Here is a 19,107-nt window from a genome sequence, read left to right on the forward strand (position 1 = left end):
GACCCGTTTCTAGTGATCCTTGTGCGCGACCCGTTTCATCTCGTCACTGAACACCGCCTGCTGCAGGCCGATGGTACCCAGGGCCTCGACCGGCAGGAACACCTTGTTCTGCGATTCGGCCATCTTGTCCAGCACTTCCAGCGTGCGGTAGGCGAGGTACTTGTCGGTGACGGATTTGGCCAACAGGTCGTTGACCTCCTTCTGGCCGATGGCCTTTTCGCGGGCGATGGCGCGGTTCATCTTTTCGCGCTCCAGGTCCCGCTCCATCTGGATCTTCTGGATCTCGAACTGCGCCTTCTCCTGCTCGATCAGTTCGCGGCGCTCGGCGGCGCGCTCCTTGGCCTCGGTAATCACCTTGGGGAACTGCACATCCGCCAGCCCCAGGCGCTTGATCTCTATCGGTGTTCCCTGCAATGCGACCGTCACCTCCTGGAACAGTTCGCGGCTCAGGGATTCCCGGCTGGAGGCGATTTCGTTGATCGAATACTTGGCCACCACCCGGCGCACCACATCGCGGATCACCGGCTGGGCGTAGGTGTTGTAGACATTCTTGACCGAAATATTGTTCTTGACCGGCGGAATCCGGTCAAAAATATTGTCGATCGCTTCGTTATTGATGGCACCGGTCATGCGCACATCGAAACTCATATTCAGTTGGTCCTTGGGCATGAACAGCTTGAATTTCTCCATATGGCCGAAATCCGCAATCGCCAGGGTCACCAGCTTGTCGCAGTAGAAAATGCACATGTCTAGCCGGAACTTGGACGGCGGCACGGTCTCCGGTTTGTAGCCATTCTTGGTCAGGATTTTGCCCACGTGCGCCGGCGGCACCTCGACCCGGTCGGCACAGGCAGTGACAGTCAGGACTGCGGAAAGAACCAGCAGCTTGTAAATCGATCGCATTGTGCAACTCCCGTTTGCAGCGTTTCTCTCAGTTCGCGCGCAGTGTACCGCAGCGCAACAACCATTGGAGCCCACCGGTACATCTGTGGTTAAATATTGCCCTTCAATACCAGCCGCACGGAAGGGAAGACGATTCTTTCCCTCCGACCGGCAATAACAATCACAACCCGAAAATTCATATGGAACTGGAATTTCTTACCGCAACTCTCTTCAATCTCGGCGTCAACCTGCTGTACACCCTGCTGGCACTGTTTATCGGCATCGCCGCACTGATGGTGATCGACCGGAAACTGCTGCGTTCGGTGGATATCGAGGGGGAACTGAAGAACGGCAATATCGCCGTGGCCATCTTCGCCTCCACCATCCTGATTTTCGTCGCACTGATTATCTCCTTCGGCTTGAAAGGCTGACATGCGACTCTGGCTGCTCCCCATCGGTATTGCCCTGGTCCTGATGCTGCCGGAAATTCTCGTGCGCCTCGGCCAGCCGCCGGAATCTGCCGCCGAGGGGCTGGTGCAGGAACAGATAGCGGCAGTACTCGCCGGGGAAGCGTCCGGCGCAGGCCACCGGGACCGCCAGAAGGGCGTGGTGCGGGTGAGCGGCACCAGCCGGCCGCTGTCGGAAGACTATGTGCAGCGGGCAGTGGCAAAGCGCTCCATCGAACAGAGCGCCTATGTGTCCGTCTGGAACTGGCAGGGGATTCGCCAGGTCACCGCCTCGGCCCGCGGCCTGGACAAGAAGCACCACTTCGCCAACAGCTACCTGGTGGGCTTCCGGCCGTTCAAGACCCGGCAGCTGTGGGTGCCGCTGTACACCCTGGCGATCCGCAAGGAATACCAGTACGACCACCTGCAGTACTCCGGTCTCGCCGATATCTGGCAGACCTCCCGCCAGGCCTTCTACCAGAAGCGCGGTGACTGCGAGGACCACGCGATTCTGCTGGCGGACTGGCTGATAGAGCTGGGGATCGACGCGCGCGTGGCCATGGGCACCCACAACGGCCAGGGCCACGCCTGGGTGGTGGCGATCGTGAACGACACCGAATACCTGCTGGAGGCCACCAGCAAGCGTCGCATCTCCAGCTGGAAGGCTCTGCCACTGGCGGCACTGGCGGAGGGCTACGAGGTCGAGTTCCAGTTCAACCGCCACTACTTCTGGGCCCGCAGGGACAACAAGCCCACGCGCAGCTACCGCGGCAACCACTGGGTGAAGAAGTCCCAATTTATCCGCAGCTGACCACCACCGGTCGCCTGTCGGCCTGTTCCGCGCAATATCGCCTATATTTCGGCTATCGCTCCCAAAACCTCCCCGGGGACCAGCCATGGCCAGCCGCGAAGAACAGTACCGCAGGCTCAAGGGCAAACAGCCGCTTGAGATACTCTACCAGCGCGAAAAACAGCAGGCCGATCGCATCTACCTGCGACAGATGATCGACCGCCAGTGGCGCGAATACAGCTGGGGCGAAGTGATGGATCGCAGCCGGCGGGTCGCCACTTTTCTCAGGCGACACTGCGACGCCGGCGACAGAATCGCCATCCACGCCAAAAACTGCGCCGACTGGTTCGTGGCGGACTTTGCCATGATGCTGGCGGGGATGATCAGTGTGCCCTTGTTCCCGAGCCAGTCCCGGGACTCGATGGCGTATGTGCTGGCTCACAGTGAATCGAAGATGATTTTCGTCGGCGGCTCCGACAACAATGACCATATCCGCGATGCGGCAAAAGACCTGCCCAAAATCGCCATTCACCGCTGCGAGATCGATTGCGACTACCAGATCGAAAAAATCATCGAAGAAAACGAACCGCAGGCGGAGTCGCCGCTGTACGATCCGGACCAGCTGTTTACGCTGATGTACACATCGGGCACCACCGGCAAACCCAAGGGTGTCATGCATGTCTGGTCCGCGGTCACCTTCGCCGTACCCAATATGGTCCGCGGCTTCGGTTACAACGAGAGCGACCGCTTCTTTTCCTACCTGCCGCTGTCCCACGCCGCCGAGCGTATCCTGGTTGAATTGCACAGCGTCTACTCGGGCACCCCGGTGCATTTCCCCGAATCCCTGGATACCTTTCTCGAGGACCTGCAGCGCACCCGCCCGACAATGTTTTTCTCGGTGCCACGACTCTGGGGCAAGTTCAAGGAGGGCGTGGACAACAAGATACCGCCACCTTTACAGAGGGTCCTGCTGCACATTCCCGGCGTCAATCACTGGCTGCGCAACAAGGTGCAGAAAAACCTCGGCCTGGACAAGGCGCGCCTGCTGGTCACCGGCGCCTCTCCCATTTCAGAGGACCTGCAGCGCTGGTATCACCGCATGGGCATGATGCTCGCCGACGGCTACGGAACCACTGAGAACTTTATCTATGGCTGCATCACCCACATGGGCGAGAAGCCAGTGCCCGGTACCGTCGGACGGCCATTCTGGGATTGCGAAATCAAGATTGCCGAAAACGGCGAGATCCTTTTCAAAAGCGACGCCATCATGCGCGGTTACTACCTGGAGCCGGAGAAAACCACGGAGACACTGAAAGACGGTTACTACCACACCGGCGATCGCGGTTTTATCGACGACGACGGACTGCTGCACCTGACAGGCCGCCTGTCCTCCAGCTTCAAGACCAGCAAGGGCAAGTTCGTGCAGCCATCGGAACTGGAGAAAAAATTCGGGGAAGAGACACTGCTCGGGCAGATCTGCGTGCTCGGCCACGGCAGCGACCAGCCGCTGATGATCGCCAACCTGTCGGAGTCCGGCCGTGCACTACCGCGCAGGAAAGTCACTGAAAAGCTGCGCCACCTGCTGGATCACGTCAACGACTCCCTGCGCCCGCACGAGCGGATCAAGACCCTCTTCATCACCGATGAAGACTGGACACCGGACAACGAACTGGTGACACCGACACTGAAAATCAAGCGCAAGGCGATCGAAGACCGCTATGCACAATGGATCGAAGACTCGGAAAACAAAGGGCCCATTGTCTGGGAGAGTGGGGACGACGCCCGGTAAAGGAAAAAACCTGCCCACCGCGCCGCGGTGAACAGGTGAAGCGATGAGACAAGAGGAAGACCACCAATCCTTTCCGAAGCCCGGATTGGTGGGAATCCACAGGTCGCACAGGGCCTCCATGCCCGGCCGACCGCAACCGCGGGACGCAGCTGCAAAAAAACAGCACCGGATGGCTCAATATCCGATACCGCTGGCCGGCCACTCCCTGGTCGACCGGGTCTGTTCGACAAAACACCTGCGGCGTACGAATACCGGGCTCACGAATGCGAAACGCCGGCAGTCACCGCGGCAGCTGTATTGCTGTCGCAACAGGCAGCAAATATTAAAATATAACGATAACCATTCGCAACACCATGCTGTGAAAACCGGCCCGTCGGGCGCAGGTATCATCATTGCGGCGAGCGGTCCCGGGAGAGGGGGATGCTTCCCTTCCGATCCAATAGTAGCGACAGCAAAAAGACAGCTATTAGATTCTTGGCATAGTTAATGCTTTTACCCCCTATAAAAAGTCATAAGTCCTGGGGGGGCCGATGGGCACCGAAGAAATCTTCCTGTTTATTGCACTGTTATGTCTCGCCGGCCTGATCGCCGGTATCACTTCGGGGCTGTTTGGAAACGGTGGCGGTTTTGTGGTGGTGCCGGCACTGCTTGCGGTTTTCCCGTTCCTGCCCAATGCCTCCCACGAAATCATGCGCGTGGCCGTGGGCACTTCGCTGGCGTCCATCGTGATTTCCTCGGCCCGCTCGGTGCAGGCCCACACACGGCGCGGGGCGGTGGACTACCAGGTACTCAGGGATTGGTCGATCTGGGTGCTGATGGGGGTCGCCGCCGGTCTCTATATCGCCTCCTACACCGACAGCACCCGCCTGATCGTGGTATTTGCCGCTGGTGTGCTGGTCTATTCCATCTATTTCCTGTTCCCGAACCTGTTCGACGGCTTCAAGGGCAAACTGACCATGCCCACCGGCGTCGCACGCGCCTCACTGGCCAGTTTTCTCGGCGGCTTTTCCTCGCTGCTGGGGATCGGCGGCGGCACCATTACGGTAATGACCATGGTGCTTTGCAACAGGCCGGTGCACCAGGCGGTGGCCACGGCTTCCGGAATCGGCTTCCTGATCGGCTTGCCCGGCGCCATCGGTTTCCTGGTCATGGGCCTGCACAAACCGGACCTGCCGTTCGGCTCCATCGGCTATATCAATATTCCGGCATTGATCGCGATCTCGGCATTTTCAGTGATCTCTGCCCCCATCGGCGCGCGCTGGGCACACAGCCTGGACGAGCGACATCTCAAGCGCCTGTTCGGCGTTTACCTGGTGATTGTTTCCATTTCCATGTTCATCAAGAGCACGCACTGATCCGGCAACCCGCCCGGTTGTCGAAAACCAACGCCAAAGAGGACTCGATAATGACGAATAAGATCAGCCGGCGATTGTTTCTCGGGGGAGCGGCGGCAGCGCTGTCGACGGCCGCCGCGGGCAGAATCGGTACGGCAGCGGCCGCAGAGCCGGCCGCACCCGCAACGCTGTATGGGCCGGCACCGGGCGTCGCCAAACTGAACGCCAACGAAAACCCCTACGGCCCCAGTCCCAAGGCGCTGAAGGCCATCGCCCAGGCGGGCCAGAAGGGCGCCTACTACGTAAACCAGACAGCGGTAAAACTGAAGGCGATGATCGCCGAACGCCACAGCCTGACACCGGAGCATGTCACCATCGGTTCCGGCTCCAGTGCCGGCCTGACTGCCGCCGCCATTGCCGCCGCGCAGAAAGGCGATATTCTCGGCCCGGACCTGTTCTGGGATACCACCGCCAAGGTGGTGGAAATCCAGGATATCGGCGGGATAAAGCGGCTGCCAAAACTCGAGTCGCTGCAGATCGACCTGAAGGGCATGTACGATGCCATCGATGATTCCATCGCCATGGTGCAGATCACCAACCCCAACAACCCGACGGGGATGTTGATCGATGCCGGTGCCATGAAAGACTTCTGCATCAAAGCGTCGAAGAAAACCACAGTACTCGCCGACGAGGCCTACAACGAGCTGACCGACGACCCCGACGGCAACTCGGTCATTCCGCTGGTCAAGGCCGGGCACGATGTAATCGTCGCGCGCACTTTCTCCAAAATCTACGGCCTGGCCGGCCTGCGCGTCGGCTACCTGATCGCACAGCCGGAGCGCATCGCGGAAATGGAGCGCTACGGCATCGGCTGGTACGGCCTGAACCAGGCGGGCCTGGCGGCGGCCATCGCCAGCTACGAGGATCAATCGTTTATGGATTTTTCCCGCAACAAGGTCCGGGAAGCCCGGCAGATGGTTTCCGCCGCAGTGAAGGAACACGGCCTCACCGCGCTGCCATCGGTGACCAATTTCATGTTCGTCGATCTCGGCGACCTGAATGCCGAGGAATTTCGCAAGGAGATGGCCAGGGAGAATGTGCTGATCCGCGGTATCTACCGCGACTACACCAACTGGTCCCGGGTCAGCATGGGCTACCTGGAAGATGTGGAAAAGTATACCCGTGCACTGCCCAAGGTACTGTATCGTATGCGCGGTTGACCCGCTCTCTGTCTGCCATACAAAAAATCGTAATGCCGGTCAGTTAAGCAACTGAAGGCTTGGTAGATGAGATTGTACGGGGCTTTGGCTGGCTTCGGGGCGGCCCTGCTACCGGGTGCAGCCTTGCGAGACACGGACTAGGCGCCCCCCGTATATACATCCCTGTAGGCTTGTCCGCGAGGTCCCTCTCGCAGACAGTCTCGCAAGGCTGCACCCGGCATCAGGGCCTTTGCGGCGACAGTGTGGCTTAACTGACCGGCATTACCGCCGTAACGGGGATTTTTATTGCCCAGAAGTCAAGCTTCGGAGTTCGAGCCTCCGGATCGATAGACGTAGCCCGGATGGAGCGCAGCGGAATCCGGGTAGAGTGCGGCCCGGCACCACAATCCCGGATTGCGGCGCTGCGCGCCTCCATCCGGGCTACGCCCTGCCGATCACTGCGAACTCCGAAACTTATTAGTTGTCTGAAAATTTTTTTGATCCAAACCGCCCGTCGTAGCCGTCATCCCGGACTCGATCCGGGATCCAGCGAAGGGGTCCTTCACCCTGGATTCCGGACCGAGTCCGGAATGACGACTCAAGGAAGTGAATACCGGTTTTTCCGGTTGTTAAAAGGGTTCTGGATAACTGTCAATACAATTATGGGACCCTTTATAAGTTCAGAAATTGTGGTTGAGGCGCATATAGTAATAGCTGCCCTGCCAGTCCACTACGGTACCCGAGGAGTAGATGCGGCCGCAGCAGTAATCCCCGATTTCATCTTGTTCCGGGTATTCATCGAAGATATTGCGTCCGCCCAGGGCGATGCTGGTGGCCTCGGTAACGCGATACTTGCCTTCCAGGTCCACCATCACGATCGGGTCGAAATCCTGGATTACTTTCTCATCCTCTACGATATTGGCATTTTCGTAGGAGCCATACCAGTTGGCGCGCGCCATCAGGGAAAAATCGCCCAGTTCGTGGACCGCGGTCAGCACACCGCGCAGCTTGGGATCGAAATTCTCGAAGTCGTACTGGTCCTCTTCGTTCAGGTACTCGTCCGGGTCCGACGTGAACTCGGACTTGTTGTAGTTCACGGATGCCGTGAGGCTGGTCATGGAACCATTTGACCACTCCAGCGGATAGGTGGCCACCACATCCACCCCCTGGGTGCGGGTGTTGAATGCGTTGGTGAAATAGAAAACGCCGCCGATCGATTCGGCCCCAACAACCCCCGCATCCAGCAGCGCGAGGTAATTGGAATAGGCATCCCCGGCATCGCTGTCGCTGGAGACATCGAGTGTGGAAATCGCGTAGGTGCGATCGTCCACATCGATGCGGTAGAAATCCACCGTCAGCTCCAGGCGCTCGAAGCCGGCGGTCAGGCCGAAGGTATAATTGATGGAGGTTTCCGGCTCCAGTGCCTCGGCCCCCAGGGCCGTGGCCACATCGCTGCCGGCGGGAAAGAGACCGGTGGCCACAGGGAAGCCATCGGGCAGCCGGGTGGACACGTTGGTTGTCCCCTGCTGGCCGGGCGTCGGCGCGCGGAAGCCGGTACCCACCGAGGAACGGATACCGAAAGTATCGGTGACGTCATACTGCAGCGCCAGCTTGCCAACCAGCTCGGAATCGAAATCCGAGTAGTCCTCGTAGCGAGCGGCGGCCTGTACAAACAGGCGATCGGTAAGGTCGCTACTCAGGTCGACAAATGCCGCGTAGGAATCCCGTGAGTAACTGCCGGAGTATTCCGGCGAATAACCCGGGAAACCGTTGGACCCCACCCCTACGACCGTATAGACAGGGTCGTCCGGATTGGCGCAGTCGAGGGTGGAACCGCCGGCAATCGCTTCCATGCCGGCCGCGGAAGCCGTGCCGTCGTCGTTGCAAAGGGCCCAGGGATCCCGGGTGGCATAGGGACCGGCAGCGTAGGACTGTTCGTCACCACCGGCAATTTCGTAGCGCTCATCCATATAGCTGAAACCGAATGCGGCCAGCACCGGGCTGCTGATGCCCAGGTCCAGCTCCCTGGAGAAGTCCGCCTGTAGCTGTGTTTCCTCATTGCTCAGGGTACCGGGGCGGAAAGACGTGGGCGTATCCGGTCCCAGCGATGGATTGATGGTGTTCCTCAGCGTGTAGTCGACATCGCTGTAGCCGTAGCGTGCACTGATATCGTAGGCCAGGCCGCTGCTCCACTCACCGCGAATACCGGACACGGCCGAGTAATCCGTGACTTCCCCCTCGAACCGCGGCGTAAAACCACCCGGGAAGATTTCCAGCGGGCTGTAAATGGAACCGTCCTCGAGGCGCAAATCCTCGATAGTGCCATTGCCGGGATAGCGGTAGAAAAATCCCCCGTCGGCCTCGCTGTTGGAGTAGTTGCCGAATGCATACCACTCTGCACCACCCGACAGGTCGTAGCCGACATTGACGAACAGCCGCGCCGCCTCTGTATTGGGCTGCCCCCAGGGGTTGACTACATCACTTTCCAGCGAGGCGTTGCGGGAGGCCGCCATAAAGGCCTCGTCTCCGGTGTACCGCGCGTAACTGGCGCCGCTGTCGTACAGCGGGTTGTCCTTGTCGAGACAGAACCAGGTTTCGCAATACTGTTCGGAACGGGATGTGTAGTCGGTTTTGGAAAATTCGCTGGAAATACTGACAAACCCCCTATCGCCCAACGGCAGGCCGACATTGCCACTGGCCGTAGTGCCAAAGCCATCGCCCTCGGTGTACTCGCCGCTGCTGACACTGAAGGAACCACCCTCTGCATTGTCTTTCAGGATAAAGTTGATCACGCCGGCGATGGCATCGGAACCGTACTGGGCGGCCGCGCCGTCCCGCAGCACTTCCACGGATTTCAGCGCGGAGCTGGGAACCGTAGCCACATCCGCGGCCTGGGTACCTGAGCCACCGATCTCCACCAGCGCGGCGCGGTGGCGGCGCTTGGAGTTGACCAGCACCAGCGTCTTGTCCGTGGGCATGCCGCGCAGCTGTGCCGGGCGGATAAAAGTGGCGCCGTCGCTGATCGGCTGACGGGCCACGTTGTAGGAGGGCACCAGCGTCTTGAGCACGTCGTTGGTGTCGGTAAACGAGACGGCTTCAAGCATCTCTGCGTTGAATACATCCACCGGGACCGGGGAATCCGCCACCGAGCGCGGCTGCCCACGCGTTCCGGTGACGGCCACTTCCTCGATCTCCTCGGCTTCCACTGGCGGTACAGCCGCAATTGCTGCCATGACCGCACAGCTGAGTGTTTTCAGTTTGATATGCATGGGTAGCCCCCTACTTTTATCTGATTATTCTGAACCCCTACTACGGTGACATCCGGTTTTTCGCTCCATCTTTGCGCCCTGTTGGTGCAGGCCAGAAACATCCCGGGCGAGGATGAAAACTTTCCGACCGGGAACCGGAAAAATTGATCCCCGTCTATAGTTCAGCAACTTGTATGCCATGGGATATTCAGTGAATGGATATCCGGCCCGACTGTGTTCAGAAAGAGAACCTCCGGAAGGAAGCCACAATGCGCTGTGTGAAATCGGCGATACGATTAATTATTGAAAAATCAGCATTTTTCTTTACGCCGGTTCTTTCACAGGCAAAGCCCAGGGCGGCCATGGATGGATGGCATTGTTATTGATCCTTTACCTCCGTTAACGGAAGGCACCCTGCGCTGAATTTCCGGCGTCTGCATTTTTGTTCAGATACGGGGCTCAAGGCAGTCCGTTGCGCCCGCTTTTATTGCGTGTCAAGCGCACTTTATTGGGACAGGGGAAGGGGACCACCCGACAACAAGCACCGTTGTGCATTGGAAGAGGGCGTGGCCGGCTTAGGTATGGCCTGTGGAGGCGCGGCCGATATTTATCCGGCAGGCAACAGACAGATAGGGAAAAAGAGTAAAAGAAGAGGCATTACCGCCGCCGGATACTCCGGCGGCGGTCTTGGGATATCCGATCAGATTGGCGACCCCGGCGGCATCGCCTCCAGGTCCGAGGACTTGACCTCCAGTTCACCGCTGCGGAAGGCCGCGATACGCTGCGCCTGGTAGAAATAGTGGGCGTTGTACCCTTGCGGATCCTCGCCGAACAGTTTCATGCGGCCGATCTGGTGCTGGAAGCCGGCCAGTTCCAGGCTGGCCTTGGCGCGCACCGACTCCGCCGCCTGCTCGTCACCGGCCAGCAGCATCAACTGGTGGATATAGACATGGTTTACCCGCTGGTGCACCGCGGCCTGCAGGCCCGAGAAGTGATCGCGGTCCAGTGCCGCGGCCGTGAGCCCGTCCAGTAGCGCACCGAATCCCGGGGTCTCGCTGTTGCGTGCGTGCTGCTGCTCCATACGAGCGGCGCGCTCCGGATTCAGCAGGATCGACAGCGTGTGCCCGGCGGCGGCTTCGGTCAGCGCGATTGCATCGAAAGCGACACCGGTATCCGACGGGAAGCTCTCGTCCGTACGGCTGTAGCCGTAGGCCTTCGGCGACAGCAGTTGCAGCACATTTTCCGGCAGGGTCAGGAATTCCGGTTGCAGGGTAGCCAGCAGCGCGTCCATGGCCTGCCGCTGCCGCTCGGCCGGCACCAGGGTATAGCTGTTCTGCTCGGCGTCGTTGTATAGATAGTCGTAGTCGAGGCCGCCGATCAGTTTGCCCACGGCCTCCGCCTGGTAGCGATGGCCGTAATAGACCGGCACCAGGGTTTCCTCCAGCGAGGAGCGCGGCGCGCTGCCCGGGTTGGCCGCGACGGAAAAGTGCTGCAGCGCGTGCCGGCGCAGCTCGGTCATGCGCGCGAACTCCGCCAGCGGATCGCTGCCGTTGTCCCACAGGTGGGAGACGGCGTGAGCGTCATTGATACCGCGGGAATCCCGATCGGTGATAAAACGCAGCTTCTGCTGTTGTGCCTCATCGATAATACCGGCGAGATACGCCGCCTCGCTACCGCCGGCGTCGCCGTAACCGTAGCGGATCGTCAATTTGTCCCATTCGCCGATTCCGGTGTCGTAGGCATTCGCGAGTTCCAACTGGTCGTCGCTCAGCGAAACCAGCGGCGCCGGGTAGTCCATTACCGAGGCGCGGTCCTCGGTACTGGCGGCGAAGTTGTGGGCCAGCCCCAGGGTGTGCCCCACCTCGTGCGCGGACAACTGGCGAATGCGCGCCAGCGCCATCTGCTTCAGCGCTTCGGTATCGGCGCCGTCGCTGCCGTAGGGCTGCAGCAGCCCCTGGGCGATCAGGAAATCCTGGCGCACCCGCAGCGAACCGAGGGTCACATTGCCCTTGATGATCTCGCCGGTGCGCGGATCGGCAATCGCGTGGCCGTAGGACCAGCCGCGGGTGGAGCGGTGCACCCAACTGATCACGTTGTAGCGCACATCCAGTGGGTCCGCATCTTCCGGCAGAACCTCCACCCGATAGGCGTTTTTGTAACCGGCGGCCTCGAACGCCTGTGCCCACCAGCTGGCACCCTCGATCAAGGCACTGCGCACCGGCTCCGGCACACCGGGATCCACGTAGTAGACAATCGGCTCCACCACCTCGTCGCTGCCCGGCTTCTTCCGCAGCCGGTGGCGATAGATGACCCGCTGGTCCAGCGGCGCCTCGATGGCGGTGGCGTAGTCGCGGTATTCAAACGGGAAGTAGCCGCTGCGGCTGTGGAAGCGGCGCGGCTGGTAGTCGTCATCCGGCAGTGCCACCAGGGAGATATGCTGGCGCAGGGACACCAGCGTCGGCGTGGGCACCACTTGCTGCAGATGCTGGCCCGGCTCGCCGCCGGCAAAGGTCAGCTGCGCCTCGAACTCGCTGTTTTGCGGGAAGTTTTTCGTGCGCGGCAGGTAGACCGCGGACTTGCTGGTGTCGATGCTGTAACTGCCCTGCGCGGTATCCTTGAGCCGCCGGGCGATACCGTGCTGGTCGGACAGCAGGAAGGGCGTAAAGTCCACCAGCACCCGCTCGCCATCCCGCGCAACGGCCTCGAAGCCCCAGAGGACCGAGGAGGCAAAGGCCTCCGCCACCGCGCGACGCTCGGCGCTGTTGTCGGAGCGGGCGCGGTACTTCAGGTTCAGCTGGTGCAGCAGCACCTTGTTGCCGACCCGCTCGAACGTCACCAGCCGGTTGTCGCCCATCTGGTTGCGGTCCAGCCCCACCGGATTGGAGCCCAGGCCCTGGGCAAGGCCGGTGAGCAGCAGGAATTCGCGCTCGTAGTCCGCCACCTCCAGCAGCACCCTGCCGTTGGCGTCATCCCAGTAGAAATCGAAGTAGCCGGATTGTCTGTCCATGCCGGCGGTGTAATCGGCGATACTCTGCGCCGCGGCCGCCGCCTGGGCGGCCAGGGCGAGCAGCAACAGCCCCGCCGCGGCGGTGAGCTTGCGTATCCACATAGGTCTTTCCCCGTTATTCGTATTCTGTGCTCGCCCTGGGCAGGGCGGCGATAGTCGCCGGATAGATTAACATCCAACCGGCGGAAAGGGACTTGCAAAAAATACTCCCTATCAGCGCATCCAGCCAGCACTCGGGATGCGTCGAAGCGATATAACGAAACAACAGATATAACGAAACAGGAGTAGAACACCATGTGGAAAGCCCTGGCTGCCGCCGCGACCCTGCTGGCCAGCGGACCGCTGATGGCCCACCAGCTCGAACTGGATACCGGCGATGGGTCGGAGTGCCATATCGAGATCGAGCGCTTTGTACGCGTGGGCCCGGATTTCCTCGAGGTGCGCGAGGATGACAGCGACTCGGAACTACTGTTCCGGTATCGGGCCCCGGACAGGCTGACCGTCGACGATATCGAGATCACCATGGACCCGGGCCAGCAGCAGTTGATGCAGGCTTACCACACCGGCTTGCACCAATCCGGGCGGGATCTGGCGTTGATTTCGCTGGAAGCCGTGGATATCGCGCTACAGGGGATCTCCATCGCCCTGACCACCCTCGCCGGCGTCGACCACCCCGATGTAATCGAGATGCAGGAAACCTCGATGCAGATCCGGGATCAGGCCGAGGCGCGTTTCAGCGCCCAGGGCGACGTCTACCTACTGGGTGACGACTGGATGGACGAGTACTTCGACGAGACAGTGGAAAGGGACCTGGAACCGAAGATAGAAAAGCTGGCCACGGAATCCGCCGGCAACATCGCCTGGCACGCGCTCAAGGCGGTCTTTACCGGCGGCCGCAGTATCGAGAGGAAAGCGGAGGAAATGGCCGAGCAGATGGAACCACAAATAGAGGCCCGGGCCAGCCGACTGGAACAGCGTGCACAGAGCCTGTGCAAGACGCTGAAAACCGTCGAGCAGACGGAACAGGAACTGCACCGGACCATCCCGGCCCTGGAGCGCCACGATATCGTCGACCTCAGCAGTGAGCACTGAGGTTGCGACAGAAACTCATCACCCCCCAAGTGATCCTGGCCGCCTCGAGCGGCCTTTTTTATTAGTTGTCTCAAAATTGTTTTGACCAAAACTACTCATCGTAGTCGTCATCCCGGGCTCGATCCGGGATCCAGCGAAGGTGCCCGGCGCCTTGGATTCCGGATCGAGTCCGGAATGACGACCCACGGGAGTGAATGCAGGGTTTAAGGCTATTGAAGGATTCTGGATAACTGTCAATACAATTATGAGACCCTCAATATGTCCTGGACAGGGCCAAGTTCTTCACTCTGTCGCCAGATCGGCGGCGACCTGTCGCTCGGCCAGATACCGCTCGATATAGGGCTTGTGCGTGTAGAGAATATTGCCCGGCAGGCTGTCCCAGTCGAAGAACCGATAGTCGGACACTTCCAGGTCGCTCCCGGAAAAGCTGGAATTCTTTAACTTTCCACTCAAGGCCACATCGATAATCTGGGCACCGGGCACTTTATTGATTTCCAGCACCCGAATATCCACCACATCCGCACCCAGCTCCTCCCGAAGCTCCCGCCTGGCGGCCTGTTCGAAGGTTTCCCCCTTGTTCAACCAACCACCCGGCAACGCCCACTTGTCCTGGTAGGAATTCTGCAGCAACAACAACCGACCATCGTGCTCGACAAAGCAGATAACGCCGATAACGAACTTGTCTGTCAGGGCATAGGAGATATCCCAGCGAATCTCCGGGGGCAAAACCTTGTATAGCCAGTATTTGAAGCTGGGGAAAACCAGCACTGGCAGGGCGGCCAGCACAACCAGTAGCACCAGGACGCGAACCAACTTTCTCAAGGCCGTTACCTATTGTTGAAATCGTCGAGCTTCAATATTGCAACAACTGACCGGAATATTCACTGATCGCGTAAACTATAGCGCCTGAGCCACGTCAAGCATCCGATTCGCAAACCCCCACTCATTATCAAACCAGATCAACACCTTCACCAGATTGCCGCCCGCCACACGGGTCTGGCTGGCATCGACGATGCCGGAGCGGGCGTCGTGGTTGAAGTCGCAGGAGGCGAGGGGCTCTTCGGTGTAGCCCAGGATGCCGGAAAATGCGTTTTCGGCCGAGGCTTTGAGCAGGGCGTTCACCTCGGCCTGGGTGACCGGTTTGCGCACCTGCACGGACAGGTCGATGGCGGAGACATTGACGGTGGGAACCCGCATGGCCTGGGCTTCGAACCGGCCGGCCAGGTGCGGCAGTATGCGCTCGATACCGCGGGCGAGACCGGTATCGACCGGGATGATCGAGGTCATGGCCGAGCGGGTTTTCCTGAGGTCGGTGTGGTGGTAGGCATCGCTTACCGGCTGGTCGTTCATGGCCGAGTGGATGGTGGTGATCACGCCGGCATCGATACCGAAGGCTTTGTCCAGTGCAGCGATGACCGGCACGCTGCAGTTGGTGGTACAGGAGGCGGCGGAGACGATGGTCTCTTCCCCACTGAGGACATTGTCGTTGACACCGTAGACGATGGTGGCGTCCACGTCGCGGTTGGCGGGTTGGGAGAAGAGCACTTTTTTCGCGCCGGCTTTCAGGTGCAGCCCGGCGCGCTCGCGTTCGCTGAAACTGCCGGTGCATTCCAACACTATGTCGATGCTGTCTTTGCGCCAGTCGAGGTCTTCGAGGTTCTCGTGGTGGGTCACCGCAATCCGGTCCCCATTGACGATCAAGGTGTCCGCTGCGGTGGAGACATCGCCGGCAAAACGACCGTGAACGGAATCGTATTTGGTCAGGTGGGCGATGGTGGCGCAGTCGGCGAGCTCATTGATGGCAACGATCTGCAGGCGGTCGCGGGCACCGGATTCGTAAAGGGCGCGGAGAACGGAGCGGCCGATGCGGCCGTATCCGTTGATGGCGAGGCGGATAGTCATCGATAGGCAGCCAACTTCGGCAGAGTGATTGTATTCCGGGGATGACTGGATCCCGGCCTGCGCCGGGATGACGACATTGCAATCGTCATGCCGGCGGGTGCCGGCATCCAGAGGAGCCGGTGATTACTTCAACAGCTGTTCGACGGTCTCGACAACATTCTCGACGGTAAAGCCGAACTCCTTCATCAGCGCACCGCCCGGGGCGGATTCACCGAAGGTGCTCATGCCGACGATGGCGCCGTCGAAGCCGACGAACTTGTACCAGTAATCCCTGTGACCGGCTTCCACCGCAACACGGGCGCGTACAGAGGAAGGCAGTACGGATTCGCGGTAGGACTCGTCCTGTTCCATAAACGCCTCGGCGCAGGGCATGGAAACCACGCGGATCTTTTTGTCGGCCAGTTGCGCCCTGGCGGCCATGGCCAGCTCCACTTCGGAACCGGTGGCGATGAGGATGGCTTCCGGCGCGCCCTCGCAGTCCGCCAGTACATAGCCACCCTTTTCGATATGGGCCACCTGCGCGGCGTCACGCGGCTGCGGTGCCAGACCCTGGCGGCTGAAGACCAGCGCGCTGGGGCCGTCCTTGCGGCTGATGGCCATTTTCCAGCAGACCGCGGTTTCGGTGGTGTCCGCCGGGCGCCAGGTGTGCAGGTTCGGGGTCGCGCGCAGGGCGGTCAGCTGTTCCACCGGCTGGTGGGTGGGGCCGTCCTCGCCCAGGCCGATGGAGTCGTGGGTGTAGACGAAGATCACCCGCTGCTTCATCAGCGAGGCCATGCGCACGGCGTTGCGCGCGTATTCCATGAACATCAGGAAGGTGGCGCCGTAGGGCACGAAGCCGCCGTGCAGGGCGATGCCGTTCATGATCGCGCTCATGCCGAATTCGCGCACGCCGTAGTAGATGTAGTTGCCGGAGGCGTCGTCCGCACTCACGCCCCTGGAACCATTCCAGATGGTGAGGTTGGAACCGGCCAGGTCGGCGGAACCGCCGAGGAATTCCGGCAGCAGCGGGCCGAAGTTGTTCAGGGTATTCTGGCTGGCCTTGCGCGAGGCGACCTTCTCCGCCTTTTCCTGGCACTCCCTGATGTACTCGTCGGCCTTGACCAGGAAGTCCGCCGGCAGTTCGTCGCCGGCGCGACGCTCGAACTCGTCTGCCAGTTCCGGGAACGCCTCGCGGTAGTCGGCGAAGATATCCTGCCACTCCTCTTCCTGCGCCTCGCCCTTGCCGCGCGCATTCCAGCCCTCGTAGATTTCCGCCGGAATTTCGAAGGGCGCGTGGGGCCAGTTGATGGTCTCGCGCACCAGTGCAACCTCTTCCTCGCCCAGCGCCGCACCGTGGCATTCCTCGCGGCCCTGTTTGTTCGGCGAGCCGAAGCCGATCACGGTCTTGCAGCAGATGATGGTGGGCCTGTCGGTCTCGGCGCGGGCGGCCTCGATGGCCTTCTTGATCGCGGCGGAATCGTGGCCGTCCACATTCGCAATCACGTGCCAGCCGTAAGCCTCGAAGCGCTTGGGCGTATCGTCGGTGAACCAGCCCTGTACCTCGCCGTCGATGGAAATGCCGTTGTCGTCGTAGAAGGCGACCAGCTTGCCCAGGCCCAGGGTGCCGGCCAGGGAGCAGGCCTCGTGGGAGACGCCTTCCATCAGGCAGCCGTCACCCAGGAAGCAGTACGTGTGGTGATCCACCAGTTCGTAGCCCGGGCGATTGAACTGTGCCGCCAGTACCTTTTCCGCCAGTGCCATGCCCACTGCGTTGGTGACGCCCTGGCCCAGCGGGCCGGTGGTGGTCTCGACACCCGGCGCATAGCCGTACTCCGGGTGGCCGGGGGTTTTGGAGTGCAGCTGGCGGAAATTCTGCAGCTCTTCCAGCGGCAGCTCGTAACCGGACAGGTGCAGCAGCGAATAGAGCAGCATGGAACCGTGACCGTTCGACAGTACGAAGCGGTCGCGGTCCGCCCAGTCCGGGTTGGCCGGATTGTGCTTCAGGTAGTCGTTCCACAGGACTTCGGCGATATCCGCCATGCCCATGGGCGCGCCGGGGTGGCCGCTGTTGGCTTTCTGCACGGCATCCATGGACAGGGCGCGAACGGCATTGGCCAGTTCGGTGCGGGAAGGGGTCTGGGAACTCATAGGGCTCAGCTCTCTGGTCGGTTCTTGCGGGCCGGGTTTTTCACCGCGGGCCGCGGCGGCTAAAAAGGACGCGTATTCTCCCGCAATCCGCTGCGGGGCGCAAAGGCGGCGGGCCATTCGACCCGACAACACGGCGGAAATGGTAACGCTACCACATCGATCCCAAAAACAGCCGGACTTCATCAAAAATTATTAATGCACCTATATCAAAAAACTTTGATATAGAGTAATGGCACTGCTAAACTCCCCGCCATGCTTCCCTTCCAGCCCTCCACGGATACTGCCGATCGCCAGGATGGCGACGCGATTGCGCTACTGGCCGCACGCCTGAAAGCGGCCGGCGATCCGCTGCGCCTGGAGATTTTGCGCCTGCTGAGCCAGGACTCCTACAGCGTGCTGGAGCTGTGCCGCATCTTCGACCTGCGCCAGCCGGCGCTGTCGCACCACCTGAAGGTGCTGGCCCAGGCGGAGCTGGTGAGCAGGCGCCGCGAGGGCAACAACCTGTTTTACCGACGCAGCGGTCACGACGACGGCCTGCAACCGCTGTTCGCCAGCCTCGACCAGTTGCCGCTGCCCCCCGAGCGCACGGCCGCCGTGGAGCGGGTGGCGGCGGAACGCGCCGAGGCATCGCGGCGTTTCTTCGCCGACTACGGCAACCGCTTCCGCGAGCAGCAGGAGCTGATCGCCGGCTACGAGGTCTACGGCCCGCAGGTGGCACAGCTGCTGAAACCCGGTGCGGCGGCAATGGAAGTGGGCCCCGGTGAGGGCGAGTTCCTGGCCGAGCTGGCGATGCGCTTCGAGCGCATTGCGGCACTGGACCTGTCCCACACCATGCTGGAGCGCGCGCAACAGTTTGCCGGGGACAAGCGGCTGGGCAATATCGAGTTTATCCACGGCGATACCCGCGAAGCGGCGGCGCGGCCGGACAGCGCCGACAGCATCGTCGTCAATATGGTGCTGCACCACACCCCGGAGCCGGCACAGATTTTCCGCGACCTGGAACAGGCGCTGAAAAGCGGTGGCCAACTACTGGTGGCGGAGCTGCAGGATCACCGCCAGGACTGGGCGCGCGAGGCCTGCGGTGACCTGTGGCTGGGCTTTGCGCCGGAGCAGCTGAGCGGCTGGGCCGAGGAGGCCGGGCTTGCGAACGGGCGCAGTGTGTACAGTGCACTGCGCAATGGGTTTCAGATCCAGATTCGGGAATTTATCAAACCCTAACGGTGCGCACGGCGCACCCTACAGGTGTGCGAGTAGGGTGCGCCGTGCGCACCGGAAGAAGTGGAATCGATCG

The 19,107-nt window shown here is 60.9% G+C and carries 13 protein-coding genes; 7 read left to right on the forward strand and 6 right to left on the reverse strand.

Annotation, left to right across the window (positions count from 1 at the left end; genetic code table 11):
* Nucleotides 1–9 precede the first annotated feature (9 nt).
* The gene (locus MWN76_RS09915; protein WP_250461249.1) at nucleotides 10–903 is read right to left on the reverse strand and encodes an SPFH domain-containing protein; all 894 of its coding nucleotides are present in this window, start codon (nucleotides 901–903) and stop codon (nucleotides 10–12) included.
* 179 nt (nucleotides 904–1,082) lie between these two features.
* Here MWN76_RS09915 and MWN76_RS09920 point away from each other — a divergent pair, with 179 nt between their 5' ends.
* From MWN76_RS09920 to MWN76_RS09940, 5 genes are all read left to right on the forward strand, one after another.
* A complete protein-coding gene (locus tag MWN76_RS09920; RefSeq protein ID WP_250461250.1) occupies nucleotides 1,083–1,313 on the forward strand; it encodes a DUF350 domain-containing protein in 231 nt (76 codons plus the stop codon).
* A 1-nt stretch (nucleotide 1,314) separates the two neighbouring features.
* Nucleotides 1,315–2,139: a transglutaminase domain-containing protein gene (locus tag MWN76_RS09925; protein ID WP_250461251.1), complete on the forward strand. Its 825-nt coding sequence runs from the start codon at nucleotides 1,315–1,317 to the stop codon at nucleotides 2,137–2,139.
* A gap of 85 nt (nucleotides 2,140–2,224) precedes the next feature.
* On the forward strand, nucleotides 2,225–3,907 hold the full coding sequence (locus MWN76_RS09930) for an AMP-binding protein (RefSeq protein ID WP_250461252.1): 1,683 nt from the start codon (nucleotides 2,225–2,227) through the stop codon (nucleotides 3,905–3,907).
* 530 nt (nucleotides 3,908–4,437) lie between these two features.
* Complete coding sequence (locus MWN76_RS09935; RefSeq protein WP_250461253.1) at nucleotides 4,438–5,262, forward strand: sulfite exporter TauE/SafE family protein; 825 nt, start codon at nucleotides 4,438–4,440, stop codon at nucleotides 5,260–5,262.
* A gap of 50 nt (nucleotides 5,263–5,312) precedes the next feature.
* Nucleotides 5,313–6,461: a pyridoxal phosphate-dependent aminotransferase gene (locus MWN76_RS09940; protein WP_250461254.1), complete on the forward strand. Its 1,149-nt coding sequence runs from the start codon at nucleotides 5,313–5,315 to the stop codon at nucleotides 6,459–6,461.
* Between the two features lie 659 nt (nucleotides 6,462–7,120).
* Here the strand turns inward: MWN76_RS09940 and MWN76_RS09945 are convergent.
* Both MWN76_RS09945 and MWN76_RS09950 read right to left on the reverse strand, forming a co-directional pair.
* Nucleotides 7,121–9,709, reverse strand: coding sequence for a TonB-dependent receptor plug domain-containing protein (locus MWN76_RS09945; protein ID WP_250461255.1), 2,589 nt, complete (start codon nucleotides 9,707–9,709; stop codon nucleotides 7,121–7,123).
* Nucleotides 9,710–10,388: 679 nt separating this feature from the next.
* A complete protein-coding gene (locus MWN76_RS09950; RefSeq protein WP_250461256.1) occupies nucleotides 10,389–12,797 on the reverse strand; it encodes a zinc-dependent metalloprotease in 2,409 nt (802 codons plus the stop codon).
* 192 nt (nucleotides 12,798–12,989) lie between these two features.
* Between MWN76_RS09950 and MWN76_RS09955 the strand changes: the two genes are divergently transcribed.
* Nucleotides 12,990–13,787, forward strand: coding sequence for a DUF2884 family protein (locus tag MWN76_RS09955; protein WP_250461257.1), 798 nt, complete (start codon nucleotides 12,990–12,992; stop codon nucleotides 13,785–13,787).
* Nucleotides 13,788–14,069: 282 nt separating this feature from the next.
* Here MWN76_RS09955 and MWN76_RS09960 read toward each other — a convergent pair whose 3' ends face one another.
* The 3 genes from MWN76_RS09960 to tkt form a co-directional block, all read right to left on the reverse strand.
* The gene (locus tag MWN76_RS09960; RefSeq protein ID WP_250461258.1) at nucleotides 14,070–14,609 is read right to left on the reverse strand and encodes an NUDIX hydrolase; all 540 of its coding nucleotides are present in this window, start codon (nucleotides 14,607–14,609) and stop codon (nucleotides 14,070–14,072) included.
* Between the two features lie 75 nt (nucleotides 14,610–14,684).
* Nucleotides 14,685–15,689, reverse strand: a complete 1,005-nt coding sequence (gap, locus tag MWN76_RS09965; RefSeq protein WP_250461259.1) for a type I glyceraldehyde-3-phosphate dehydrogenase — start codon at nucleotides 15,687–15,689, stop codon at nucleotides 14,685–14,687.
* Nucleotides 15,690–15,812: 123 nt separating this feature from the next.
* Nucleotides 15,813–17,816, reverse strand: coding sequence for a transketolase (gene tkt / locus MWN76_RS09970; protein ID WP_250461260.1), 2,004 nt, complete (start codon nucleotides 17,814–17,816; stop codon nucleotides 15,813–15,815).
* A 252-nt stretch (nucleotides 17,817–18,068) separates the two neighbouring features.
* On the opposite strand from tkt, the gene MWN76_RS09975 reads away from it, so the two are divergent.
* Nucleotides 18,069–19,034, forward strand: a complete 966-nt coding sequence (locus tag MWN76_RS09975; protein WP_250461261.1) for a metalloregulator ArsR/SmtB family transcription factor — start codon at nucleotides 18,069–18,071, stop codon at nucleotides 19,032–19,034.
* Nucleotides 19,035–19,107 lie beyond the last annotated feature (73 nt).

The sequence above is a fragment of the Microbulbifer litoralis genome (genome assembly GCF_023634065.1).
Lineage (GTDB): Bacteria > Pseudomonadota > Gammaproteobacteria > Pseudomonadales > Cellvibrionaceae > Microbulbifer > Microbulbifer litoralis.

Excerpts from the sequence above, each read along its gene's own strand:
- MWN76_RS09940 (WP_250461254.1), top strand. The coding sequence starts at position 5,313 with ATGACGAATAAGATCAGCCGGCGATTGTTTCTCGGGGGAGCGGCGGCA.
- MWN76_RS09925 (WP_250461251.1), top strand. The coding sequence starts at position 1,315 with ATGCGACTCTGGCTGCTCCCCATCGGTATTGCCCTGGTCCTGATGCTG.
- MWN76_RS09920 (WP_250461250.1), top strand. The coding sequence starts at position 1,083 with ATGGAACTGGAATTTCTTACCGCAACTCTCTTCAATCTCGGCGTCAAC.
- MWN76_RS09935 (WP_250461253.1), top strand. The coding sequence starts at position 4,438 with ATGGGCACCGAAGAAATCTTCCTGTTTATTGCACTGTTATGTCTCGCC.
- MWN76_RS09975 (WP_250461261.1), top strand. The coding sequence starts at position 18,069 with ATGCTTCCCTTCCAGCCCTCCACGGATACTGCCGATCGCCAGGATGGC.
- MWN76_RS09945 (WP_250461255.1), bottom strand. The coding sequence starts at position 9,709 with ATGCATATCAAACTGAAAACACTCAGCTGTGCGGTCATGGCAGCAATT.
- MWN76_RS09930 (WP_250461252.1), top strand. The coding sequence starts at position 2,225 with ATGGCCAGCCGCGAAGAACAGTACCGCAGGCTCAAGGGCAAACAGCCG.
- MWN76_RS09950 (WP_250461256.1), bottom strand. The coding sequence starts at position 12,797 with ATGTGGATACGCAAGCTCACCGCCGCGGCGGGGCTGTTGCTGCTCGCC.
- tkt (WP_250461260.1), bottom strand. The coding sequence starts at position 17,816 with ATGAGTTCCCAGACCCCTTCCCGCACCGAACTGGCCAATGCCGTTCGC.
- MWN76_RS09955 (WP_250461257.1), top strand. The coding sequence starts at position 12,990 with ATGTGGAAAGCCCTGGCTGCCGCCGCGACCCTGCTGGCCAGCGGACCG.
- gap (WP_250461259.1), bottom strand. The coding sequence starts at position 15,689 with ATGACTATCCGCCTCGCCATCAACGGATACGGCCGCATCGGCCGCTCC.
- MWN76_RS09915 (WP_250461249.1), bottom strand. The coding sequence starts at position 903 with ATGCGATCGATTTACAAGCTGCTGGTTCTTTCCGCAGTCCTGACTGTC.